The organism is Flavobacterium sp. MAHUQ-57 (genome assembly GCF_051908335.1).
Taxonomy (GTDB): domain Bacteria; phylum Bacteroidota; class Bacteroidia; order Flavobacteriales; family Flavobacteriaceae; genus Flavobacterium.
In genome coordinates, this window is record NZ_JBPZTE010000007.1 from 391,894 (window position 1) to 417,289 (window position 25,396).

At 35.0% G+C, this 25,396-nt stretch carries 25 protein-coding genes and 4 tRNA genes; 6 read left to right on the forward strand and 23 right to left on the reverse strand.

The features are described 5' to 3' along the window. Positions 1 to 11: 11 nt before the first annotated feature. From rplJ to rpsU, 13 genes are all read right to left on the reverse strand, one after another. Complete coding sequence (gene rplJ / locus ACS8MM_RS09815) at positions 12 to 512, reverse strand: 50S ribosomal protein L10 (RefSeq protein WP_379716012.1); 501 nt, start codon at positions 510 to 512, stop codon at positions 12 to 14. A gap of 22 nt (positions 513 to 534) precedes the next feature. Further along, on the reverse strand, positions 535 to 1,224 hold the full coding sequence (gene rplA / locus ACS8MM_RS09820) for a 50S ribosomal protein L1 (protein ID WP_379716015.1): 690 nt from the start codon (positions 1,222 to 1,224) through the stop codon (positions 535 to 537). 6 nt (positions 1,225 to 1,230) lie between these two features. Then, a complete protein-coding gene (gene rplK, locus ACS8MM_RS09825) occupies positions 1,231 to 1,671 on the reverse strand; it encodes a 50S ribosomal protein L11 (RefSeq protein WP_379716018.1) in 441 nt (146 codons plus the stop codon). Positions 1,672 to 1,735: 64 nt separating this feature from the next. Then, complete coding sequence (nusG, locus tag ACS8MM_RS09830) at positions 1,736 to 2,287, reverse strand: transcription termination/antitermination protein NusG (protein ID WP_379716021.1); 552 nt, start codon at positions 2,285 to 2,287, stop codon at positions 1,736 to 1,738. Between the two features lie 8 nt (positions 2,288 to 2,295). Further along, entirely contained in the window at positions 2,296 to 2,493 is a 198-nt protein-coding gene (gene secE / locus ACS8MM_RS09835; RefSeq protein WP_379716024.1) for a preprotein translocase subunit SecE, read from the reverse strand. Between the two features lie 15 nt (positions 2,494 to 2,508). Then, a tRNA-Trp gene (locus tag ACS8MM_RS09840) sits at positions 2,509 to 2,579 on the reverse strand. A gap of 58 nt (positions 2,580 to 2,637) precedes the next feature. Beyond that, entirely contained in the window at positions 2,638 to 3,825 is a 1,188-nt protein-coding gene (gene tuf, locus ACS8MM_RS09845; RefSeq protein WP_264543454.1) for an elongation factor Tu, read from the reverse strand. Positions 3,826 to 3,882: 57 nt separating this feature from the next. Further along, positions 3,883 to 3,954 (reverse strand) — tRNA-Thr (locus ACS8MM_RS09850). A 166-nt stretch (positions 3,955 to 4,120) separates the two neighbouring features. Beyond that, positions 4,121 to 4,201 (reverse strand) — tRNA-Tyr (locus ACS8MM_RS09855). Positions 4,202 to 4,264: 63 nt separating this feature from the next. Further along, positions 4,265 to 4,338 (reverse strand) — tRNA-Thr (locus tag ACS8MM_RS09860). 87 nt (positions 4,339 to 4,425) lie between these two features. Continuing rightward, a complete protein-coding gene (gene hpf / locus ACS8MM_RS09865) occupies positions 4,426 to 4,728 on the reverse strand; it encodes a ribosome hibernation-promoting factor, HPF/YfiA family (protein ID WP_379716028.1) in 303 nt (100 codons plus the stop codon). A gap of 33 nt (positions 4,729 to 4,761) precedes the next feature. Next, positions 4,762 to 5,658, reverse strand: coding sequence for a tyrosine-type recombinase/integrase (locus ACS8MM_RS09870; RefSeq protein ID WP_379716031.1), 897 nt, complete (start codon positions 5,656 to 5,658; stop codon positions 4,762 to 4,764). Positions 5,659 to 5,727: 69 nt separating this feature from the next. Continuing rightward, positions 5,728 to 5,922, reverse strand: coding sequence for a 30S ribosomal protein S21 (rpsU, locus tag ACS8MM_RS09875; RefSeq protein WP_250601025.1), 195 nt, complete (start codon positions 5,920 to 5,922; stop codon positions 5,728 to 5,730). Positions 5,923 to 6,073: 151 nt separating this feature from the next. Here rpsU and ACS8MM_RS09880 point away from each other — a divergent pair, with 151 nt between their 5' ends. Continuing rightward, on the forward strand, positions 6,074 to 6,742 hold the full coding sequence (locus ACS8MM_RS09880) for an FAD-binding oxidoreductase (protein WP_379716035.1): 669 nt from the start codon (positions 6,074 to 6,076) through the stop codon (positions 6,740 to 6,742). Positions 6,743 to 6,802: 60 nt separating this feature from the next. Here the strand turns inward: ACS8MM_RS09880 and ACS8MM_RS09885 are convergent, their stop codons facing one another. The 8 genes from ACS8MM_RS09885 to ACS8MM_RS09920 form a co-directional block, all read right to left on the reverse strand. Then, a complete protein-coding gene (locus ACS8MM_RS09885; protein ID WP_379716038.1) occupies positions 6,803 to 7,972 on the reverse strand; it encodes an acyl-CoA dehydrogenase family protein in 1,170 nt (389 codons plus the stop codon). Between the two features lie 41 nt (positions 7,973 to 8,013). Next, positions 8,014 to 8,898 (reverse strand): ComEA family DNA-binding protein, encoded by an 885-nt coding sequence (locus tag ACS8MM_RS09890; protein WP_379716041.1) that lies wholly within the window; start codon positions 8,896 to 8,898, stop codon positions 8,014 to 8,016. A gap of 2 nt (positions 8,899 to 8,900) precedes the next feature. Continuing rightward, a complete protein-coding gene (locus ACS8MM_RS09895; protein ID WP_379716044.1) occupies positions 8,901 to 9,128 on the reverse strand; it encodes a PspC domain-containing protein in 228 nt (75 codons plus the stop codon). A gap of 39 nt (positions 9,129 to 9,167) precedes the next feature. Beyond that, on the reverse strand, positions 9,168 to 10,436 hold the full coding sequence (locus tag ACS8MM_RS09900; RefSeq protein ID WP_379716047.1) for a DUF2851 family protein: 1,269 nt from the start codon (positions 10,434 to 10,436) through the stop codon (positions 9,168 to 9,170). Positions 10,437 to 10,548: 112 nt separating this feature from the next. Continuing rightward, positions 10,549 to 11,910, reverse strand: a complete 1,362-nt coding sequence (locus ACS8MM_RS09905) for a pyridoxal-phosphate dependent enzyme (RefSeq protein ID WP_379716050.1) — start codon at positions 11,908 to 11,910, stop codon at positions 10,549 to 10,551. A 181-nt stretch (positions 11,911 to 12,091) separates the two neighbouring features. Then, entirely contained in the window at positions 12,092 to 14,008 is a 1,917-nt protein-coding gene (locus ACS8MM_RS09910; RefSeq protein ID WP_379716053.1) for a putative porin, read from the reverse strand. Between the two features lie 87 nt (positions 14,009 to 14,095). After that, positions 14,096 to 15,655, reverse strand: a complete 1,560-nt coding sequence (locus ACS8MM_RS09915) for a SusD/RagB family nutrient-binding outer membrane lipoprotein (protein WP_379716056.1) — start codon at positions 15,653 to 15,655, stop codon at positions 14,096 to 14,098. A gap of 17 nt (positions 15,656 to 15,672) precedes the next feature. Next, positions 15,673 to 18,855, reverse strand: coding sequence for a SusC/RagA family TonB-linked outer membrane protein (locus ACS8MM_RS09920; RefSeq protein ID WP_379716059.1), 3,183 nt, complete (start codon positions 18,853 to 18,855; stop codon positions 15,673 to 15,675). 199 nt (positions 18,856 to 19,054) lie between these two features. Here ACS8MM_RS09920 and ACS8MM_RS09925 point away from each other — a divergent pair, with 199 nt between their 5' ends. Further along, entirely contained in the window at positions 19,055 to 19,654 is a 600-nt protein-coding gene (locus tag ACS8MM_RS09925; protein WP_379716062.1) for a ribonuclease HII, read from the forward strand. Positions 19,655 to 19,683: 29 nt separating this feature from the next. Here ACS8MM_RS09925 and lipB read toward each other — a convergent pair whose 3' ends face one another. After that, positions 19,684 to 20,376, reverse strand: coding sequence for a lipoyl(octanoyl) transferase LipB (lipB, locus tag ACS8MM_RS09930; protein ID WP_379716065.1), 693 nt, complete (start codon positions 20,374 to 20,376; stop codon positions 19,684 to 19,686). A 5-nt stretch (positions 20,377 to 20,381) separates the two neighbouring features. Next, the gene (locus tag ACS8MM_RS09935; RefSeq protein ID WP_379716068.1) at positions 20,382 to 21,119 is read right to left on the reverse strand and encodes a hypothetical protein; all 738 of its coding nucleotides are present in this window, start codon (positions 21,117 to 21,119) and stop codon (positions 20,382 to 20,384) included. 124 nt (positions 21,120 to 21,243) lie between these two features. Between ACS8MM_RS09935 and ACS8MM_RS09940 the strand changes: the two genes are divergently transcribed. From ACS8MM_RS09940 to ACS8MM_RS09955, 4 genes are all read left to right on the forward strand, one after another. Further along, positions 21,244 to 21,603, forward strand: a complete 360-nt coding sequence (locus ACS8MM_RS09940) for a hypothetical protein (RefSeq protein ID WP_379716071.1) — start codon at positions 21,244 to 21,246, stop codon at positions 21,601 to 21,603. Positions 21,604 to 21,807: 204 nt separating this feature from the next. Then, positions 21,808 to 23,499 carry a lysine--tRNA ligase gene (gene lysS / locus ACS8MM_RS09945; RefSeq protein ID WP_379716074.1) on the forward strand — a complete coding sequence of 564 codons (1,692 nt, stop codon included), beginning with the start codon at positions 21,808 to 21,810 and terminating at the stop codon, positions 23,497 to 23,499. 44 nt (positions 23,500 to 23,543) lie between these two features. Beyond that, positions 23,544 to 24,890 carry an AAA family ATPase gene (locus ACS8MM_RS09950; RefSeq protein WP_379716077.1) on the forward strand — a complete coding sequence of 449 codons (1,347 nt, stop codon included), beginning with the start codon at positions 23,544 to 23,546 and terminating at the stop codon, positions 24,888 to 24,890. Continuing rightward, positions 24,887 to 25,381, forward strand: a complete 495-nt coding sequence (locus ACS8MM_RS09955; protein ID WP_379716080.1) for a hypothetical protein — start codon at positions 24,887 to 24,889, stop codon at positions 25,379 to 25,381. Before ACS8MM_RS09950 ends, ACS8MM_RS09955 begins: the two co-directional genes overlap by 4 nt. The last annotated feature ends 15 nt before the right edge of the window (positions 25,382 to 25,396 follow it).

Below are 25,396 nucleotides of genomic sequence, written 5' to 3' on the forward strand. Positions count from 1 at the left end.
TTGTGCGCAATTTATTCTGCTGCTTCACCTTTAGTTTCAGCATTGTTTAATAATGCAGAAAGTACACGTTTAGCAGGCGATTGAAGTAATCCAATGATTTCTCCGATAACTTCCTCTTTCGATTTAAGTGAAGCTAACGATTCTAATAGATTATCTCCAATGTAGATTTCGTCATTGATGAAAGCACCTTTTAAAACTGGTTTTTCACCTTTTTTACGAAATTCTTTAATAATTTTTGCAGGAGCATTTGCTATATCAGCAATCATGATTGAAGTGTTCCCTTTTAAAGTAGATGGTAATTCACCAAATTCTTTATCAGAAGCTTCCATTGCTTTAGCAAGCAAGGTATTTTTAACAACTTCCAATTTGATTCCTGCTTTGAAGCAAGCTCTTCTTAAATTTGAAGTAGTATCTGCATTTAAACCAGAAATATCCGCAAGGTATACGATATTTGCTCCAGCTAATTGTGCAGTTAAATCTCCAATAGCGATTGATTTTTCTTCTCTTGTCATATCAAAAATTTTTAACTACCAATTATACTGCTTTAGGATCTAAAGCGATAGCCGGACTCATTGTACTTGATAAGTGAATAGACTTAATATAAGTACCTTTTGCAGCAGTTGGTTTTAATTTAATTAATGTTTGAATAATTTCGTGCGCGTTCTCTTGGATTTTTTGAGCATCGAAAGATATTCTTCCAATTCCAGCGTGAACGATACCAGTTTTATCAACTTTAAAGTCGATTTTTCCAGATTTCACCTCTTCTACTGCTTTACCAATTTCCATAGTAACAGTACCAGTTTTAGGGTTTGGCATTAAACCACGTGGTCCTAAAATACGACCTAATGGACCTAATTTACCCATAACTGCAGGCATAGTAACGATAACGTCAACATCTGTCCAACCGTCTTTGATTTTTTGTAAATAGTCATCTAATCCAACGTGATCAGCACCAGCAGCTTTAGCTTCAGCCTCTTTATCCGGCGTTACTAATGCTAATACTCTCATGTCTTTACCAGTTCCGTGAGGTAATGAAACCACACCTCTAACCATTTGATTCGCTTTACGAGGATCTACTCCTAATTTAACAGCGATATCAACTGATTCATCAAATTTTGCAGCAGCAACTTCTTTGATTAATGCAGAAGCATCTTTTAAAGAATACAATTTATTCTTTTCAATCTTTGAAGCAGCAACTTTTTGCTTTTTCGTCAATTTTGCCATTTCTTCTTAATTTAAAGGAGATTCTCCAGTTACAGTTATACCCATAGATCTAGCTGTTCCAGCAATCATGCTCATTGCTTTTTCAATTGTGAACGCATTTAAATCAGGCATTTTATCTTCAGCGATAGTCTTAATCTGGTCCCAAGATACACTTGCAACTTTTTTACGATTAGGCTCTCCTGAACCTGATTTTAATTTTGCAGCTTCTAATAATTGAATTGCAGCAGGTGGAGTTTTAACAACAAAATCAAACGATTTGTCTTTATACACAGTAATTTGTACTGGTAATACTTTGCCAGGTTTATCTTGTGTTCTAGCATTGAACTGCTTACAGAACTCCATGATGTTAACCCCAGCAGCTCCCAAAGCAGGTCCAACCGGTGGCGATGGGTTCGCAGCACCTCCCTTTACTTGTAGTTTAACTACTTTACTAACTTCTTTAGCCATTGTTTAAAAATTTAGCACATCTATCAATTGGAAGCGATTGATGTGAGTTATATGTAACAAAAATTTATACTTTTTCTACTTGCATAAAACTTAACTCCAATGGTGTTTTTCTTCCAAAAATTTTCACCATCACTTCAAGTTTACGCTTTTCTTCATTGATTTTTTCAACCGTTCCATTGAAACCATTGAAAGGACCGTCAGTAACTTTTACAGTTTCCCCTAATGTATAAGGTATAGCTCCATGATCAACAGTTGTCGCCAACTCATCTACCTTACCTAACATACGATTCACTTCAGACAAACGCAAAGGCACAGGATCCCCTCCCTTAACTTCACCTAGAAAACCAATTACACCAGTAATCGATTTGATGATGTGAGGAATTTCACCTGTTAAATTAGCTTCTATCATTACATAACCAGGAAAATAAACCTTATCCTTGCTGATTTTCTTTCCATCACGTACAGTAACCACCTTTTCAGTTGGAACCAATACCTGAGAAATGTAGTCAGCCATTCCAACACGATTAATTTCCTGCTCAATATAAGCTTTAACCTTGTTTTCCTGTCCGCTTACAGCTCTTACAACATACCATTTCTTAACACCAGCTTCTGCCATAACAAAAATTATCCTTTTATCCAGTTAAAAAAACCAGCAATTGCTTTTGCGAAAACTGTATCCACACCCCATGTAGCTAAAGCAAAAATCACAGAAAAAACTGCAACTACCACTGTAAGTTTTTGCACTTCTTCCCATGTTGGCCAAGTTACATTTGACTTTAACTCTTCGAAAGCTTCTGATATGTAATTAGTAACTTTATTCATCCTATTTTATTTTTGCACGGGCGGAGGGATTCGAACCCCCATCAACGGTTTTGGAGACCGCTATTCTACCCTTGAACTACGCCCGTATGTTATAAAATTAGCGCCGTCGTGCAACGACGCTAATTCTTATTTAGTGAATTGTAATTATTCTACAATTTCAGTAACCTGACCAGCACCAACTGTTCTACCACCTTCACGGATAGCGAAACGTAAACCTACGTTTAATGCAATTGGGTTCAATAAAGTTACATCAATAGTTAAGTTATCACCTGGCATTACCATCTCTACACCTGCAGGTAAAGAAATTGTACCTGTTACGTCAGTTGTACGAACGTAGAACTGCGGACGGTAGTTGTTATGGAATGGAGTGTGACGACCACCTTCTTCTTTTTTCAAGATATAAACCTCAGCTTTGAATTTAGCGTGTGGCTTAACAGATCCTGGTTTACAAATAACCATACCACGACGGATATCAGCTTTATCAATACCTCTCAATAATAAACCTACGTTATCTCCAGCTTCACCTCTATCTAAGATTTTACGGAACATTTCAACCCCAGTAATAGTAGAAGTTAACTTGTCAGCACCCATACCGATGATTTCAACTGGATCTCCAGTGTTAGCAACACCTGTTTCGATACGACCTGTAGCAACTGTACCACGACCTGTAATTGTAAATACGTCCTCAACTGGCATCAAGAATGGTTTTTCGTTATCACGAACTGGCTCTTCAATCCAGTTGTCAACAGCTTCCATTAATTCGATGATTTTTGGTACCCAGTTTGGATCGTTGTTTAATCCTCCTAAAGCAGAACCTTGAACAACAGGACCATTATCTCCATCATATTCATAGAAAGATAACAAATCTCTGATTTCCATCTCTACTAATTCTAATAACTCAGCATCGTCAACCATATCCACTTTGTTCATGAATACAACGATACGAGGAATACCTACCTGACGTCCTAAAAGGATGTGCTCACGAGTTTGTGGCATTGGACCATCTGTAGCAGCAACTACTAAGATAGCACCGTCCATTTGAGCAGCACCAGTAACCATGTTCTTAACGTAATCCGCGTGACCTGGACAGTCAACGTGAGCGTAGTGACGGTTAGCTGTTTCATACTCTACGTGAGATGTATTAATTGTAATACCTCTTTCTTTCTCCTCAGGAGCGTTATCGATTTGATCAAACGATTTTGCTTGACAGTAACCTGCATCAGATAATACTTTAGTGATTGCAGCAGTCAAAGTAGTTTTTCCGTGATCTACGTGTCCGATAGTACCGATATTTAAGTGCGGTTTCGAACGATTAAAACTTTCTTTTGCCATTTTACTTAATTTTTAATCTTAGTTATATATTAGTGTTCAAAAATTTAAACTAATTTGAGCCAATGACGGGATTTGAACCCGTGACCTCTTCCTTACCAAGGAAGCACTCTACCCCTGAGCTACACCGGCTTTTGTGAGTTCAGAAGTTAGAATCCAGAAATCTGAATTCCCTCTTCCTTTTTTAAAGGACTACAAAGCAAACTTTGTGATCCTGTACCGATAAATCGGCACTCAAAGTTTTTTTTTCAAAATTTTATTCAAGCAAGCTTGATAAAATTTTCACTCAAAAACTTTGTGGGGAGAGCAGGATTCGAACCTGCGAAGGTTTCCCAACGGATTTACAGTCCGTCCTCGTTGGCCGCTTGAGTATCTCCCCTAACCTTAAAACAATATTTCAAAAACTCATTTTAATCGTAACCGATTAAAAGTGAGAAAATTGAGCCGATGGAGGGACTCGAACCCACGACCTGCTGATTACAAATCAGCTGCTCTAGCCAGCTGAGCTACACCGGCGACTCATTAAAAAAGTCCGCTATTTCTAACGGACTGCAAATGTATGTATTATTTTTATTAATCAAAACTTTTTTCTGAAAAATTTATTTAGGCATGTGCTCTCAACTTTTCTTTTCGCTTAACAAGCAATCTTTCTTGCGCTTCAATTGACAAATCCACCCCCTCTTCAAAAGTTTTACAGGTCTTCTTCACGATAAACTCGTCACCTGGTACAATTACTTTCAACTCTACAATTTTATTTTCTTTCTCACTAGTCTGTTCAACCTTCAAAAAAGCGTCAGCCGAAACAATTCTGTCATAAAATTTTTCTAATTTATTCACTCGCTCATCAATAAAATCGATTAATTTTTTATCAATGTTGAAATTAACTGCATGAACATTTACCTTCATAATATTAAAATTTTGGTTAAACATTATAAAGAATCATTTCAGGTTTCGCGGATGCGCATTTTGGTAAACATTTTTAAGTTCAGCTAAACTTGAATGGGTGTAAACTTGGGTTGACGCAAGACTTGAATGCCCTAACAATTCTTTAATCGAATTCAAATCGGCACCATGATTAAGCATGTGGGTAGCAAACGTATGTCGCAACATATGAGGACTCCTTTTTACTTTCTCAGATACATTACTAAAGTAATGATTTATTAATCGATACACAAACGTTTCATTCAATTTATTTCCATTCGATAATAAAAATAAATAATCCTCATCATGTATCGTTTTTACAACTTTTCTTTCACTTAAATACAAATTAAGCTGAGTTATCATCAACGGAAGCAAGGGAATAATACGTTCTTTTTGTCGTTTTCCTAAAACCTTAATTTGATTTGCTGCTAAATCAATATTTTTCATCTGCAATCCAATCAATTCGGAACGACGAATCCCAGTCGAATAAAACATATCAATAATCAATTTATCTCGAATCCCTTCAAAACCCTCTTTATACACCACATGAGTCAAAACTTTATCCAATTCATCTTCCGAAAATGGAATCTGTATTTTTTTTGGTGTTTTCAAAGCCTTATGCTTAGACAAAGGACTATTCTCTATCTGCTTGGTCTTCAACAAAAATTTGTAAAATGACTTAAGAGATGCCATCTTACGATTAATTGACGAGTTAGAAATCCCTTCATCAACCATTGACACTATCCAGCTTCTTACAAGTGAATAAGAAACTTCTTCCAACTGTGTTCCATCAAAATTTGCTTTAAGAAATTGCTGGAAAAATTCTAAATCCTTCCCATAAGCCAATGAGGTATGAACAGAATAGTTCTTTTCTTTAAGTAAGTAATCCTGGAATTTTTGGAGATTATTATGCATAAAAAAATCGTTAGCATAAAAGTACAAAACTTCTACAACTAACGATTTATATTACCAGAAAATTAACTACTAACTTTCTAAGCTATCTCTTAATCCTTGGATATACTGAGCTTTTTGGATTTGTGCTCTTCTTGTAACAGAAGGTTTAGTGAAAGCCTGACGACTTCTCAACTGTCTTACAACTCCAGTTTTATCGAATTTACGTTTGTAACGCTTAAGCGCTCTGTCGATATTTTCTCCGTCTTTAATTGGTATAATTAACATAATCTAGACACCTCCTCTCATTTACGGGTGCAAACTTATAACTTTATTTTGGATTACAAAATATATATTTCGAAATATTTCAAAGCACGCACAACAATACCGTAAATCACAATAAAATTCTTTAACTTTATGAATATCAATTCCTAACCCCATGAGCAATCATATCGTAAAAGTTTTACAGACCTTCTACATTACTCACGACGTAAAGAGTTTCATTGTGGAAAAGCCAGAAAACTACAACTATATTCCCGGACAAGCCACAGATGTAGCCATCAAATTGGACAATTGGGAAAAAGAATTCAGACCATTTACCTTTACAAGCTTGGCAGAAGACAAATACCTCCAGTTTATGGTCAAAATTTACAGAGATCATGAAGGTGTTACCAAAACATTAGAAAAAACCAACATTGGACATGAGTTAATCATCCAAGAACCATTCGGCACATTACAATACCAAGGCAAAGGGACTTTTATAGCCGCAGGCACAGGCATCACCCCTTTCCTAGCCATATTTAGAGCTCTTTACAAACAAAATAAACTTTTCGGCAACAAACTAATTTACACCAATAAGACATCAAAAGATGTCATTGCAGATGAAGAATTAAAAAAAATGTTCAGGAATGAGTATTTAAAAGTCTATACCCGAGAAAATATTGTCGGCTTCAAAGAAAGAAGAATTGATCGCAATTTTCTTATAGATTACATCACCAATTTCAATCAACATTTTTACGTTTGCGGCCCATCCGATTTTGTAAAAAACATTACCACTCTGTTAATAGAACTGGGTGCTAATCCTGAAAGTATGGTTATTGAAGAATAAAAAAAGCCAGGGAAATTCCTGGCTTTTGTAAACTTTTTTCGATTTTCAGTCATGAAGCAATTATTCAACGGCAGGTTTATACGTTTGATTGTCAATAATCATTTTGGACAAAATTTCTTTAAGAATCTCTGAAGTACCCCCTCCGATTGGACCTAAACGACTATCTCTTAAAAGACGAGCCAGCGGATACTCTTCCATATAACCATAACCTCCAAGCATTTGAAGACAACTATAAATTGTTTCATCAGCCACTTTTGTAGATTTCAATTTAGCCATAGTAGCTTCTTTAACCACATATTCCCCTTTATCCAATCTAGCAACAGCGGCATAATTAAATACTTTACAATGTTCTACATCGGTAGCGTGCTCAACCATTGTATGTCGTAAAGCTTGAAACTTATTAATCTTTGTTCCAAATGCTTCACGTTGATTCATATAATCGATTGTATAGTCAATAGCATATTCTGCTCTTGCATGTGCATTAATTGCCATAATCAATCGCTCAAAAGCAAAATGTTGCATAATGTATGGAAAACCTTTTCCTTCTTCTCCCATCAAATATTCTTCAGGAATTTCAACATTATCAAATGAGATTTCAGCAGTATCTGATGCTCTCCATCCTAATTTATCTAGTTTGGTTGCTGTTATTCCAGAAAGACTGGTATCTACCAAAAACATACTGATTCCTTTATTTCCAAGCTCTGGGCTTGTTTTCGCTGCAACTACGTAATAATCAGCATAAACACCATTTGTAATAAATGTTTTCGATCCGTTGATTACATATTTATCCCCTTTTTTCACAGCTGTGGTTCGCATTCCTGCTACATCACTCCCTCCGAAAGGTTCTGTAATACACAATGCACCTATTTTATCTCCATTGATACTTGGCACTAAATAATCTTGTTTGATTTGCTCACTACCTTCTGCATTCAGATGCGTCATTGCCAAATAAGCATGTGCCCACATTGCCGCAGCAAAACCTGAGGATTTTATTTTTTGAAGTTCTTCTAAAAAAACAACAGTATAAAACAAATCCAAGTTTAAACCTCCGTACTTTTCAGAATAGCGCAATCCAAAAAAGCCCATTTCACCGAATTTCTTCCAAATGAAACGTTCTATAGTACCAGTTTTTTCCCATTTCTCAATGTGTGGCACTACTTCTTTATGTAAAAAATCGCGTAAACTCTCTCTAAATAATTGATGTTCTTCTGTAAAGTATATTGAATTCATGATAGATAAAAACTGGTTATTTTTAAAATTGTCGTGTTATTTTATTTGAAGTCCAAATATAGCGCAATAATTTTGACTTTTTCAACTGGAAAGCCTTTAATTTTTATCAAATCCTCAACAGAATGAATACCATTGTTCATACTTCTGAACGTCACTATTTCACGCGCCAATGCATATCTGAAATAAGGGAATTTCGCAAGGTTTTTAACCGATTCATTATTGATGTCAATTTTAGGAACTGAAGGAACTGTCGTAATTTTAAAATTCTTATGAAGTTCGGCAATTACCTCTGGAGACAATCCCCAGACATCGTCCATTTGATTCATATCTACAAAACCTCCAAATACTTCTTTTTGCTTCAGAATTCTATCCGATATAGCATCTCCAATCCCATAAATCTTCATCAAATCTTCTTTTGTTGCTTGATTAATATCCAAGACTACACTATTCCTTTCCTTTCTCTCAAAAGAACTATAATTCGTTTTCGAATACCCTTCTACATAACTACGCTTGTTTTTAACCCATTCAGGGAATTTAAAATAGGGAGCAATTACAGCCAATAGCGAATCCGACACTTTAGTCACTGCCTGAAATTCTTCGGGAGAATTCACGAATTTACCTGCTTTACGAAAAGTCAGTAATCGATCTATTTCGTTAACATTCATACCCAATTTATAACCTTTAAAGTCAGTTATAAAATTAGGATTAAAAGGATAAATTTTATAGCCGTCGTCCTTTGGAAGCGCCTTAAGGGAATCCGTTTCTGATTGCAATGAAACCCATTGTTGTTCTTCTTTTGAAATATTGGATTCCGGTGAAAAATCAACAAAATACAGGACCGAATACAATACAATAATCAATCCTACCAGAAAAAACAAACCGATGCGTTGCTCTCTGTTAAATTTAAAATAATAGGTAAAAGGCATGATTACAAATCGAATACAGAACTTCTTTTGGCTCGGATTAAATCCTTCAGCTTAATAATAAATCCAATTGTCAGATATACTCCAAACCACAAACCCGCAGTTACAAAAGATATATAAATAAAGAAAAGGCGAACACTATTCGTTCTCATTCCTAACTTTTCAGCTAAACGTGAAGCGATATGAAAACCTTGTTCTTCGAAGTAGTATTTTAATTTTAGAACAAATGACATAATTTTTTTGTTTAGTGATGTGTAAAACTACACAAATTTTTAATTTTTTAAAAGTTCAATACCTACAGCACATTGCAAACACCTGTTGGTATCACAATATTCATTCTTTAGCTGCAACAATGCTTGCGATTCAAGAGCGTTGCGTGGTTCAAGACCAAATTCTCTAAACTTTAAAATAATGGAATTTTCCTCCGGCTCTATTCGTTCTAAGATACTGATTGGATCTTCTAAAACATCTTTTCCTATACTTTTCCCATAAGCAAACTGCAAAGGCACAATTGCATTAATCACTAAAAGATCAATAAATGCTTTTGAAAGCACCTTTCCCTTTTGCTTGGATCTCTTTTCAAAATTATAATGCACAAGCCAATAATCGGAAACTGAAACATCAAAAATGGCATAAAAATCATTTGGAGATTTCGCTTGAATCACTTTTGCAAATAGATTTCGTTGTTGATGGTATAGCATTGCCAATTGTGCCAATCGAATAGTGGGAAAATTATCGGGTCGCAACCTAAAGAAAGTTACCGGTTGAAAATTTATTGTTTCCAACTGGTATTTTATGGTCAAATAATCAAACAAATCCTTCAGTTCTTTCACATAATTATCTTGTGAATTTTGAGGTAATATACCAACAAGTCCAAAAAACAACGCTTCTAAATACTGAACATCAAATGCTTCTTTGCGAATTACCGAAAAAGGGATTGCTTTAGCAATTGCTATAAATGCCTCTCCATTTACGTTCAATCCGAAATTTTTAGCCAACAAACAAAAAAGTGTAGCTTCCCAATTGTTTTGATTTCCTCGAAGTAAAGCAGTAATGGGCTGCATTTTACGTTCTAAACGTTCAAAAAACAATCGTTCTTCCCAATTCAACATCACAAACTGCGGAATTGTACGAATACTATTCTCACAATTAATCCATGATTTTTTGGATCTTAATTGCTGGTATTGATTCATCAGCTCCAAAGAAACATAATTTCGTAACTCTAAAACCGGAATTTCCGAATTGTCTTTTCTAAAAACTTCAGCATCATGATTCCAGACAACATGAAGAATCACATTATCATAATTTAGATCACTTTCATGCCGATGTGAATACCAGTTGGAGGAACTTAGATGAATTTCGACATTTCCAGCCCATTTTTGATTTCCAATCACAATTTGAGCGTTGAAAAAATCGGGACCAGCTTGTTGAAGTGAATAACCAGTGTTTAAAATCTGAAGGAAATCTCCTTGTGCAGTTTTCAATCCGGAGAGGGCAAACTTCTTGTGTTGCCATACGTAGTGCAAAAAATCTTCTTTCATAATGTGGCGTATAAAAAACTAAAAGGCTTATAATCAATTCAAATGTAACACAAAAAAGAAAAACCTCCAAACATTTTACTGCTTGAAGGTTTTCCTGATTATGTATCTACCATTACTTTATCGAATTAATAATATCATGTTTGGTAATGATATGGAATTTGTTATTTCCCAATTCAACCAAAACTGCTTGATTGTCTTTATTAATCAACTTAGACACTTCTTCAACCGGAGCACCTAACTTAACTATTGGAAATGGCGCTCCCATCACCTCACGAATAGGTTTATCGGCCGTATTTTTATCTGCAATAAAACTTTGGAATAAATCCGATTCATCAACAGAACCAACAAAACCGTTCACATCGATAACCGGAATTTGAGAAATTTTATATTTACGCATGCGTTCGATAGCATGTGAAACCAATTCCTCTGTTCTTACAGTAATTAATGGTTTGTCGATATGTTCTTTGATTAAATCTTCCGCCTTAGTAATATCTTCTTCCAAGAATCCTCTTTCACGCATCCAATCATCATTAAACATTTTACCCACATAACGACTTCCAGAATCGTGAAACAAAACTACTACGACATCGTCTTTCGTAAAATGTTCTTTAAGTTGTAGCAATCCTTTTACTGCAGCTCCAGCAGAGTTACCTACAAAAATTCCTTCTTCCAAAGCGATTTTACGTGTATAAACTGCCGCATCTTTATCCGTTACCTTTGTAAATCCATCAATTAATGAGAAGTCAACATTTTTAGGTAAAATATCTTCTCCAATACCTTCTGTAATATAAGTATAAATTTCGTTTTCATCAAAAATTCCCGTTTCGTGGTATTTTTTAAAAACAGAACCATAGGTATCAATTCCCCATATTTTGATATTTGGATTTTTCTCTTTCAAATATTTAGCCACACCTGAAATAGTACCGCCTGTTCCAACTCCCACAACAAAGTGCGTTATTTTCCCTTCCGTTTGTTCCCAGATTTCTGGTCCGGTTTGTTCATAATGCGCAATTGCGTTACTAGGGTTATCGTATTGATTCACATACCAAGAATTAGGCGTTTCTTCCGCTAGTCGCTTAGAAACCGAATAGTACGAACGAGGATCTGTTGGCTCGACATCGGTAGGACACACAACAACTTTAGCGCCAACTGCACGTAGTATATCACATTTTTCCTTTGATTGTTTATCTGAAATTACACAAATCAATTTATAGCCTTTTACGATAGCACCTAATGCCAATCCCATTCCTGTATTTCCAGATGTTCCTTCGATAATTGTACCTCCTGGTTTCAAACGACCATCCGCTTCAGCATCTTCGATCATTTTTACAGCCATACGGTCTTTAACTGAATTTCCCGGATTGAAGGTTTCCACTTTTGCCAACACAAGCGCATCTACTTCGGCGGTTACTTTATTTAATTTTACTAATGGCGTGTTCCCAATAGTTTCCAATATGTTTTTTGCGTATTGCATTTTTTATTGTTTTTTGTTGGTACAAAGGTAGAAAATTGAAATCGATTTTTGAAATTAACCTGAAAATGCGTGAGGGATGGAAACGGCATCCTTTAGTTGCGGATTTGCCTAAGCAAATCCGCAACTAAAGATACAGAGAACAGCCCGACCCTTGTGGTCACGCCATAACTATTCAAAAAACTTATTGGAAAAAGTTCCAAACCAATCCGAAACGAATCACGAAATCCTTATAAGGGTAATTAGGAGCTGAATAAAATTTATTCCCCGTAAAACTTGAATTAAAATGCTCGGCTTTTAAGAAGATACGTGTTTGACGTACGCGCGCATTTACAAAGAAATCCATTAACGGAAAGGTGCCAATTTTTTCAGTGTTTTGAACATAAAATTCAGACAATAACGGATTGTAGGAATTAGCATGATAGGCAGTAAAATATTGAAAAGTAATTCCTGTTTGCAATAACATCGCTTTTTTAAACACATGGTCTGAGAAATAGAATGTATTTCGAGTAACAAATTTAGGAACATTCAAAATCGGATCTTCCTGAGTCACTTGCTGAAATAAAACCGTATTATCTAAACCGAACTTTCCAAATTTAAATTCTTTCTGAGCTTTCACAGACAAATAACCAATTGTTTTACCGTATTGCTTAGGTGTTACCAATATTTTTTCTCCTGTAAAATCATCATTACTAAAATACAGATAGTCATTCAGTGTCGTTAATTGGGCCTCAGCAATTCCCCATAGCGTAGTAGCATTGAACTTGAAATTATTTATTTTCTCATTGTTGAAGCTATTGTACCAATTGTAATGAATAAAATCACTTTGTAATAACGTAAAATTCAAATTTGGCACTTTACTAAGGTTTTGGTATAGCGCAGTAAATGAATTTTTTTCATTAAAACGATAACGTGCAAACAATTCCAACTTCGAAAAAGTTTGCTCTGAAATTGCCTTAGAAAACAATCCGTATCCTTTAATCTTATTTTTCTCGTAAAAATATTTCCCTCCAATTGCATTCAGTTGGTTATGGATCGCATTAGGGATTACAACCTGATTCCCGGAAAGAGTATATCGATCGTAGAAATAATTGTATTGGTAATTTTCAACAAACACATTGAATTTACCTACCAAAGAATTGGAAAAAGTTGCTCCAACTCTATTGTACATATCATTTGACTTTACAAAATCACTATAGTTATTAGCTACATATGCGTCGCCAAATTTTTCTGTGGTGGTAGTTTTTTTAAATTCTGCGAACTTAGTTTCATAGCTGAATTGATGATCAAACAATATAGTATTCGTAGTATCTTTTCTATTCACTCTAAAAGTATGATCAACAAAATAGCGTTTGGCTTTCAAAACGGATGAGGCGTCTTCAAAATTAACTTCTAATCTAGAGCGTTGTTGAAATTCGGGGTCTTCGGATTCGAAATCAGCTTTATTTAACAAACCTCCATTTTCATTATTCAGAAAATCCTGCCCAGCAAAATGTATATTGGCATTGTATCTATTGTTCCTCGTATGATAACTGGTTGTAAACACAAAATTACCATTACTAGCTAAAGAGTTGACATATTTCCCTAGGGAACGCAAACCTTTATAACCGATGGACATATTAAGATTCCTAGAAGTATTCAATGTAATGAAGGCATCGACACTTTGTCCTTGCTCGAGTGTAGTTTTAAAATAAAGCTCAGTTAATGGAGTTGCAACAGAATAATACTTTATGTCCTCAGAATCGTAATAATTAAAATACTTTGCTTTATATCCAAATTTTGGTTTTACATCAAAACGATCCAATCCAAAATGAAGGGTATTATATGTTTGCCCATCATTATTAAACGGCAACAATCCAAAATTATCTTTCCTCAGATAATTGAATTTATAATCTGAACCCACAGTAAGGGATGTATCTACATAAACACTATCTTTTTCAATAGTATAGATTTTATACATATTGTGCGAGGCTTTGGGCAAGTTACTCACTTTCCCTCTGAGTGATTTTCTAAGAGTATCCTTTTGAATCGGTAGTTCTCCATCTTGTGCGAATACACAAAATGAAGTGAAAAGTAGTAAAAGTATAAGAAGTTTCTTCATCAATGCAAAAATACACAAATGAACTTAAAATAAAAGCATAAAAAAACTCCCGCATTAGCGGGAGTTTTCAAACTATATATTACAAAATTAGTTTTGTAAGAAGTAAGGTGTTTTAGGATTGTTAGAAAAACACTCATCTAAACTTACAGAAGGAACATTAGAACTGTTTGTAGAATACTCTCTTGAAGGGTAAACTAATCTGTAAGGTCTGTGAGTTCTACCAATAACTGAAACAGGTAAAGGTAATACAGGGAATCCAGTTCTTAAATGATCTAAATATAATTCAATACCGTGCCAGTTACCTAAAGCCAAGTATTTTTGGGTCATGATTGCACTGATTTTGTTAGTAGAACCAGTCCATCCTAAACCATTATTAGCTTCAGTATTAGCAATGTAAGTAGCAGGATTTAAAGCAGCAAGCGCTAAAGATCCCCAACTTCTGCTGTAGAAAGCGAAAGAAGCATTGATACCTTCATAGAATTTAGCTTGAGCAGTTCCAGAAGTTAAGAAACCACGTTGAATAGCTTCAGCCTCTAGGAATCTTGCCTCAGCAACTTGCATGATATATGCATCTCTAATAGCAGCATTATTGTTAGCATCGTCAGCATTAGCTCCAGTTCTACCAAAGTAGAAAGAACCAAATCTTGAGATTTCAGATGTTGGGAAATTACCTTGAACATTACCAACAACTGGGCTAAGTGTAAACATTCTACCTCTACGAGGATCAACAATACCTGTAGTAATGTTAGCATCATTCATAGTTCCGTTTACTAAACGAGCAGCAAAATCACCAGCAGCCATAGCTCTATTTGGAGATGTCCAAGCACCTAAAGCAGCATCTAATCCCCATTGTGCAAACACAGGGTTTCTTTGACCTACTGCAATGTTAAATCCAGGATTGTAAGCTACATCAGCATTGATGAAATTAGGATTAGCATTTAAACCTGCAAATCTTGTATTTCTCAAAGTAACTAAAGCAGCATCTGTTGTATTAGACAAACGCAAAGCTAATTTCAACTCTACAGTATTTAAAAATCTATTCCATTGATCCATATCTCCATGGAAAACAACATCCTCATCACCTAAAACGTGTACATTAGGATTTGTAGTATTCAATAAAGCACGAGCTTCATCCAATTCTGCAAATAAAGCAGGAATAATAGCCTTATCATCATCGTAAGCTGGATAAGAAATATTATCATTCAATGCTTGAGAGTAAGGAACGTCACCATACAAAGCAGTAACATAATCCATACACATTACCTTGAATATCTTAGCAATACCTACATGGTATTCAAAGTTAGGATATGTAGATTGTTTATCTATAATATCTTGAAAGTTATCAGCAACTAAATAAGAGTTGTTAAACAATCCATTATAACTACTACTATCAAAGTTGTAATCATAAGCAGGGTCAGTACTTGTAAAACCAGTATTTAATCCCCAGAAATAAGACATTCTATTACCAAAATCATTTAAAGTAACATTTTGGTGATTTCCGTATCCTACCAAGGCACCCGCTAACATTTGGTTAGGAGCAATTAAGTTAAAGTCTGGTCTATTAGACTGATCTTCATTTACGCTCAAGTAATCCTCACAAGAGAAAAGCGTAAATGCAGTTAAAGCCGTTAAAAGTATTTTTTTCATAAATTTAATTTTAAAAATTAAAATGACGCGTTAATTGAGAAACCAACAGTTCTAGTTGAAGGATATTGACCGTCACCAATAAATCCTAAACCATTTCTTGAAGTATTAGTTAAAGTACCATTTGCTGTTCTAGCAGCTACAGAAGTATTAGCATTAACCTGGCTAGTAGCCTCAGGATCTGCGTATCCTTTGTTGTCATCAGCTAACCAAATGAAAGGATTTCTAGCATTAACACTTACTTTGAAAGAAGTTAAACCAGTTTTTTCAATCATTTTGTTAGGTAAAGTATAGCTTAATGCAATCTCTCTAATTTTGAAAGCAGTTGCATCTGTAATGTTGAATGAACCTAAACCTGCAGCTTTACCGAAGTAATCTTGAGTACGGTTAGCAACACCTGTTGAAGTAGAGAAACCTCCAGTTAACACTGCCGTATTATCAATATAATTACCAGGACTAGATGGATCTGGAATTGAAGAGTTCGGCATTAAGAAACCAACGTTTCTGTCGAATTCTGCTGTATCAACCAAGTGACCATTCCAAGTTAAGTTATATTTCGTTTGAGAAATAAAGTAGTGACCTGTTCTGTAATCCATAGTGAATGATAAACCAATTCCTTTGTAATCAAAACTATTAGTTAAACCTAAGATATATTTAGGAGTAGCTCTACCTAAGTTTTTGAAAGTAGCATCAACAGTTGGACGACCTTCTGAATTTAAGATTACTCTTCCTTGATCATCTCTAATCCAATCAGTACCAGTGATGTAAGGGAAAGATTGACCTTGAACTGCAGAGATATCGAAATCTACTGGAGAGTTACCACCGTCAAATAATACAATTTTATCAGAATCACCAGAATCAATTACTTTAGTATCATTCGCAGTGTAAGATAATCTTGTGTTCCATTTGAATTTCTCGCTGTTGAAAGGCATAAATCCTAAATCAACCTCAATACCTTTAGCCTCTAATTCACCATTGTTAGTTTTCTTAGTAGTTAAACCTGTTGTTGAACTAACACTAGTATCAGTAATCAAATCAGTAGTATTTGTTTTGTAAGCAGATACATCTAAAGTAATTCTATCTTTTAAGAAACCTAAATTAACACCAGCTTCTAAAGTTGTATAAATCTCAGGTTTGATAGCTGGATCTACAATAGCAGTTAAGTTGTTATAAGAAGTTCCTGTAGCAGGATAAGGGAAGTTAGTAGATACCGCAGCTAATGATAATACATCATAAGCAGCTACTGGATCTAACGAACCGATTTTAGTGTAGTTAGCAAACAATTTAATGTTACTAATTTTACTATCTTTTAAACCATCAAATGCTTTTGTAGGAACAAATGAAGCTCCAACAGATGGATAGAAGTAAAATTGATTTCCTCTTGCAGCAACACTATTACCTTCATAACGTGCAGTAGCATTTAAGAATAAATAATCCTCATAGTTAAAATCAAAGTTAGCAAAACCTGCAACAGTTTTAGTAATGATTTTTCTGTTAACCAATCTTGAAGGGTTTTCTGGATCAAGTACACTTGTGATATGGTAGAAACCAGGAATAGCTAAGTTGAAACCACCCTGAGATCTTCTTTCATTCATGTTATACTGCATGTTGTGACCTAAATTACCTTTGAATCCAATTTTGTCAGTTAAGTCATAGTTGAAGTTCAATAATAAGTCACCATAGTAGTAATTAGAGTTCAAAGTTGATTGGAAGTAGTTTGAACCACTCGCAAATCCACCATCAGCAGTATCAGGAGAAGCGAAATCATCTGCATGCGTCTCTTGAACGTTATTTCTCATTTGGTATGAACCAGCATAAGAAACTGACCAGTTTTTGTTAATTTCATATGAAGCATTGATACCTGTATTTACGAAGTTATCAACATTCTCTAATCTATTAACTTTTTTAGCTAACCATGGATTTTGGTAGTAACCATTCCAACCATAGATACCTCTGTTTTTAAACAATTCGATAGGAACGTTTGAAGCTGTCTGTAATAAGTTAGTCAATAAAGTATAATCCGCACGGCTTGTAGCAGCATTAACGTCAGCTTGGTTTACTTTTTGGTTAGTCAAAGTAAATGTACCACCTAATGTTAATTTACCAGCTTTTTTACCAGCATTTAATACAACAGTATTACGATTTAAATTATCACCTTCTAAGATGAAATCTCTTCTTAAGTTACCTAAGTTCAAGTTTACGAAACCATCAGCACCACCAGCACTTACGTTGATGTTGTTTTGATAGATTTGACCTTGTTGATAGAATTTTTTAATCTCATCATTTCCAAGAGACTTGTAAGGAGCTTCAATTATATCTCCATTTGCATCAGGCAAACCTACTTGTCTGATTGAACCATCAAATAATTCACCCCATCCACCATTTTCTTGTGGATCCCAAGCTCCGTACCATCCTTGACCATATCTTTGCTGTCTTTCAGGAACGAAGTTGATTTCTTCAAAATCAACAGAAGTGTTGATACCAACAGTAAACTTATCATTTTGAGCACCTTTTTTAGTTGTAACAACCACAACCCCTTGCTTACCTTGCGAACCGTATAATGCAGCTCCTTGAGCTCCTTTTAATACAGTAACGTTTTGGATTGCATCAGCTGGCAATGAAGCTAAAACATCAGCAGTTGAAATAACGTTATCAATTACCACTAAAGCCTCAGTATTACCTGTTAAAGACAACATTGAACGTACACGGATAGAGTTACCACCACCTACACCATTAGCTGTAGCATTGATAGTTACACCCGATACTTTACCAACTAAAGCTCTAACTGCGTCTGGGTTATTTGCTGCTTTCAACTCATCATTGTTAACAGTTGAGTAAGTAGACGTAATAGCCGCTTTCTTTCTCTTAATACCCACAGCAGTTGTAATTACAACCTCTTTCAATTGAGTTGTATCATCTTGCAATGTTGTATTAATAACACTAGAAGCACCTACTGTCTTCACAACGTCATTCATACCCATAAAAGAGTAAACTAATTTTTCACCCTCTTTCGCTTTGATAGAATAACTTCCATCAAAATTGGTTTGTACTCCACGATTTGTTCCCTGAACAACAACGTTAGCACCCGGAATCGGACCTGAAGCATCAGATACCACTCCCGTAATAGTTTTCTCTTGAGCAAAAGAAAACTGCATTGTAAACGCCAATAACAGCGTAAAAATCCATTTGAACTTTGATCTCATATTATTTTTATTTGAGTTAGTTATTCCGCAAACTTCTTAATTATTTCTTAAACTACCAAATAATACTTCGGAATATTACTATTTATTTAAGTTAAAAAATTTGCCGAACCGCAATCATTTGTACAATGATTTTAGTATTATGATACCAATATTTTCAAAAGGTTGCGTTAAAAAGTATATTTTTGCTAAAATTAAGTTCATGTTACTCCAAAGTTTTACAAATAATGCATTAGAATGTGGCACAGACGAAGCCGGACGTGGTTGTTTGGCCGGACCAGTAACCGCAGCTGCAATTCTACTCCCCGAGGGATTTTCAGTACCAAAACTGAATGATTCCAAACAATTATCGGAGAAAATCAGAGAAAATCTTAAGCCTTTAATTGAAGAAAAAGCGATTTCTTTTGCAGTAACCCATTTAGAGCCCAAAATTATTGACGAGATCAATATCCTAAATGCCTCCATTAAAGCGATGCAAGAATGCATTTTAAAACTAACACCCACCCCATTACATATTATTGTGGACGGTAACCGTTTTAAACCCGTTAACGGAATTCCTTACAACACCATCGTAAAAGGCGACAGTAAATACCTAAGCATTGCAGCCGCATCGGTTTTAGCCAAAACGTACCGAGACGAATATATGAATCGCATTCATGAAGAATTCCCAATGTACGGATGGAACAAAAACAAAGGCTATCCAACCAAAGACCACAGAGCCGCAATTGCCAAATACGGTCCGACAAAATACCATAGAATGTCTTTCCGTTTATTACCGGAACAACTGAAATTAGAATTATAAAAAAAGAGACTCTTTGAGTCTCTTTTGATTTATACCATTTCTGCTTCAAACAAATGAGCAAAATGCTGTACTATTTTTTTCTTTACTTCTTCTTCATCCACTTCTCTACCCAATTCCACATGGAGCGATGTAACCGCTTTCCCTTTTATACCACAAGGAATGATATTATCAAAGTAACCTAAGTTAGCATTTACATTCAAAGCAAAACCATGCATGGTTACCCAACGGGAAGCTCTCACTCCCATCGCGCATATTTTTCTTGCAAATGGCGTTCCCACTCCAAGCCACACTCCGGTCTCTCCTTCACTTCGTTCCGATTGCAGACCATAATCCGCTAAAGTTAATATGATAGCTTCTTCCAATAAACGTAAGTATTTATGGATATCGGTAAAGAAGTTTTCCAAATCCAAAATAGGATACCCCACAATTTGACCCGGTCCATGATACGTAATATCACCACCTCTGTTAATCTTATAAAATGTAGCTCCTTTTTCTTCGAGTTGTTTTTCGGACAACAGCAAATTACTCATGTCTCCACTTTTTCCCAGAGTATACACATGCGGATGTTCTACAAAAAGAAAGTGATTGGGTGTTTCAATATCCGGGTTGTTTCTTTTTTCTATTTTTTGAGCAACAATATCGGCAAAAACCTTTTCCTGATAATCCCAAGTATCTTTATAGTCTTTATTACCGAGATCTTGAAGCTGGACTTTTTTATTCATGGTTGTTATTTTACAAATTCCACTTCGAAGTTTAATTTCTCCGGTTCGTTCATATACTCATTAAAAGCATACTCGATGGTGATTGTTTTTTTATCTTCAGAAAACAAGGCCGTTTTATTGGACACTTTTTTAACCGGTTTAGGAAAATGATATTTGATTACATATTTAGAAGATTCAAAAATAGCTTTATAAGCCTCCAAAGAATCTTTGTTGATTTTTTTCATAAGCGATTTATCAATCATTGCTTTTCGACTGAATTTTTTTCCGTCGTAAGCGTATTTGATATTGGCACCATTTCCACTAAACGTATCCATTGCTCCTACCGGACTATTACCTTGGCTCCCTTTTGCCATGTTTTGCACTTCTGATAAATCGTTCAAAACGTTTTGCAAATCGGCTACCGATTTAAAACTGGAATTCAATGAAAACAAAAATTCTTTGGTGTCATAATTCATTTTCATTTTTACAATGAAATTTTCCAGGTTTTTAATTTTAGCTTGTTTTTCTGGAGACATCTTTGCAATGCTGTCTTTTTTTGCATCGAACAATTCTTTGAACGTAAATGTTGAATCCATGTTTTTAGTAGTTGCAGCAGAATCTTTAGGCATCATAGCCATCAATGCTGATCCATCCATACCTAAATTATACTTTCCAGTTCCGTCGGGGTTGATGGTTATTTCTTCTGTAAATGTACAACTCGCCAAACTGAAGGCAAAAGCAAATACTATAAATAATCTTTTCATTTCAAATTTAGTTTTGCCAAAGATACAAATAAGATAGTCGAAAGCGAAATTCCAAATTCCAAATTCCAAATTCCAAAAACAAAATTCCAAAAATAAAATCACAAGAACGGAAGTTAAAAGTCACTTGGCAGGAAGAAGTTTTCATTGGATGGTTCGATTATTCGATTGTTCGATTGTTGGATTCATTTTGTCAGGAGTAAGAATTCTATTGACAGGAAGAAAAATTCTTTTGTCAGGAACGAAAAGTCAGTTGACAGGAACGAAAAGTCACATGACAGGAAGAAGAAATCTTTTGACAGGAATAAAAAGTCTTCTGACAGGAATAAAAAGTCTTTTGACAGGAGCAAAAAATCTTTTGTCAGTAACAAAAATTCTCTTGACAGGAGCAAAAAGTCTTTTTGTAGTTTTAAATTTCACAAAAAACGATAATTTTGTTTGCGTGAGCGGGTGCAGCGGCATCCTTTTATGTAGCGCAGCGGAATAAAAGATTGCTTCGCCTGTTCGCTTCGCTCGAGTGAGCGGAACACGCGACCCTTGTGGTCACGCCATGATTAGACTTCTTAGACTTCTTAGATTTCTTAGATTGTTGGATTGTTAGACCACTTAGATCTACGGACTAAGGACTAATCACTTTCGACTTTGAAACTTTATAACTAATACCTATCTTTGCACGCTTAAAAATAATGTTATGCAACTTTCGGAACAAGAAATCATTAGAAGAGAGAAACTGAATGCGTTACGTGAATTGAACATCAATCCGTATCCGGCTAATTTATATCCTGTAAACCACACTTCGAAGCAAATCAAGGAAAGCTTTGAGGAAGGTAAGAAGGTTATCGTGGCTGGGCGTTTGATGAGTAACCGTGATCAGGGAAAAGCTTGTTTTGCCGAATTGCAGGACAGCGAAGGAAGAATTCAACTTTATCTTAACCGCGACGTGATTTGTCCGGATGAAGACAAAACCTTATACAACCAAGTATTCAAGAAATTGACCGACTTGGGTGACTTTATTGGTGTGGAAGGAGAATTGTTCACTACGCAAGTAGGCGCACAATGTATCCGTGTGACTAATTTTGCTTTCTTGAGCAAAACATTACGCCCGTTACCGATGCCTAAAACCGACGAAGAAGGAAAAGTATTTGATGCTTTTGTGGATCCGGAATTGCGTTACCGTATGCGTTACGTGGATTTAGTGGTTAACCCACAGGTGAAAGACGTTTTTATGAAGAGAACCAAGTTATTCACTGCGATGCGTACGTTCTTCAACCAAGCCGGTTATATGGAAGTGGAAACTCCTGTATTGCAATCGATTCCAGGTGGTGCAGCGGCGCGTCCGTTCATCACACATCATAACAGTTTAGACATTCCTTTATACATGAGAATTGCCAACGAATTGTATCTGAAAAGATTAATCGTGGGTGGTTTTGACGGAGTATATGAGTTTTCGAAAAACTTCCGTAACGAAGGAATGGACAGAACCCACAATCCGGAATTTACTGCAATGGAAATTTATGTAGCTTACAAAGACTACAACTGGATGATGGAATTCACTGAAAACCTATTGGAATATTGTGCACAACAAGTTAACGGTACTACCGAAGCGACTTTTGGTGAGCACAAAGTGAATTTCAAAGCACCATATGCACGTGTTACCATGACCGATGCCATCAAACAATTTACCGGTTTTGACATTACAGGAAAAACCGAGGCTGAATTATTTGAAGCTGCTAAAGGCATGGGTATCGATGTGAACGAAACCATGGGTAAAGGAAAATTGATTGATGAAATTTTTGGTGAGAAATGTGAAGGTAACTTCATCCAACCGACATTCATTACCGATTATCCGAAAGAGATGTCGCCATTGTGTAAATCACACCGTGACAACCCTGAATTGACTGAGCGTTTCGAGTTAATGGTATGTGGTAAAGAGATTGCAAATGCGTATTCTGAATTGAATGATCCAATTGACCAAAGAGAGCGTTTCGAAGCACAGATGGCATTAGCTGCCAAAGGTGATGACGAAGCGAACGGTATTATCGACGAAGACTTCTTGAGAGCGTTGGAATATGGTATGCCACCAACATCCGGATTAGGAATTGGTATGGACCGTTTGATCATGTTCTTGACCAACAATGCATCGATTCAGGAAGTATTGTTCTTCCCGCAAATGCGTCCGGAGAAAAAAGGTCCGGAATTAACGGAAGAAGAGAAATTGATCATCGAATTGTTAAAATCAGAAAACAATCAGCCTATAGGCACGTTGAAAGAAAAATCGGCTTTGAGCGGTAAGAAATGGGATGCTGCCATGAAAGGATTAGCAAAACATGGTTTGACTAAAGTAGTGATTGATGGTGAGAATAAAACAGTGGTTTTGAATTAAAACCACTGCTTCCTATATAATATTTATTTTCCTACATTTGAAGAATGGAAAAAGCTAGACTTATTGTTAAAAATTTTGGACCTCTAAAGGATATAGCTATCGAAGTAAGGGAAATGGTTACTTTTATAGGAGCACAAGCTTCGGGTAAAAGTACATTAGCAAAGTTACTTTCCATTTTAGAGGATGAGAATTTCAGGAGAGACCATAAAATAACTTTTGAAGGCGAATTAAAAAAATATAATATTTTCAGTTACTTAAGAAAAGATACTTTTATAAGCTACGACAACTTAAGCTCTTCAATAAATTTCCCTTTTAAGTTTGAATATACAAATGGGCAATTTGAAAAGGGAACTCCTTTAGAAATTCTTTCACATTTAAAAACTATTTCAAAAGAAGACAGAGATAAAAACAAAGACATCCTTTTTCCAGTAATTATAAATGCTCTATGTTGGAATATAGATTATTCACTAAGTCATAACCCAAAAATATTTTTTGATTTATTTTCTAACAGTCAAGAAAAGATCGACTTACTGCAAAAGATAGTCAATCAACGGAAAACAAAACAACGTCCTGCAATTGAAGAAAGCGATATAAACACAATATTAAATTTCTTAAATAAGGAAAAAAATGTGGACAATTTAATCGAACTCTACGAAACCGTGATAACACTTTTTCCTCGGGTATTTTTATTTGACTCATTGTACATTCCTACAGAAAGGATTTTTTTACATTTAATAGCTGAAAACACACTAGGATTAATCAACAACAATGTTCAAATTCCGAAACATCTATTAGAAAGTGGACAAGATTACGAAAAGGCTTTACACACAATCAAAGAACTTCCGCTAACTATTATTGACAAAAAAATCAAATACAAGCGAGAAGGAAAAACATCATATATCTATCATAACGAAGTAGAAAAAGTTGACTTATTAGAGTCTGCATCTGGATTACAGTCCATCATTCCAATTTTACTTTTGGTTGAATACGCTAAGTCACAAAAAGACAAATACAATTTTAATTTTGTAGTTGAAGAACCTGAATTGAATTTATACCCGAAAGCTCAACACGAATTAATTAAATATTTAGTTGGAAACTGTCTATTTGATAGGAAGAATTTAATTATAACTACTCATAGTCCTTTTGTTCTTGCTTCATTAAACAATTTATTATTAGCCCATGAAAAAGGTATAGCAAAACCAAAAGAAGTAAGCAAAATAATAAAAAAAGAATCTTGGTTGAATCCTAAAAACTTCATTGCTTATGAGTTAAAAAATGGAAAAGCAAAGAAAATTATGGATGATAAATTAGGCTTAATAAAAGAAAACATGATTGATAGTGTCACAGACGCTTTTTCAGATGAATTTGACAAATTATTGGATACAATATGACATCTGAGCAATTTTTAAATTCTTTTGACGACAACTGCCACAAAATTCTAAATGAAGAAGTATATTATTTAGAAGATGTTAAAGACAATGAAACAAATTTTGTTGAACAAGATGATTATTGGAATCTTTGTATAGAAAATAAAAACTCAAAAAAAATAATATTACTTGAAAATGAATTCTGTGTGATGAAAAACGAGAATTCTAAAAAATGTGATTGGGCTTTATTTGAAGCAGATAATCTTTTTTTTATTGAATCTAAGGATGTTAAACCAAGGAATAGAAGTAAAGAAAGAAAAGATGCTACAAAACAGCTAATTTCAACAATTGAATTCTATGGCTCAAAAATCGATTTAACAACTCTAAATTTACATGCATTGATATGTTTTAAATCAAAAGCTAAGATTATTAAATCAGGAGACCAAGCAAGGAAGGCACTTTTCAAAGAAACTTATAACGCTGATTATTTTGAAGCGAATTTAATAGAACTATAAAAAGGAACTCAATTG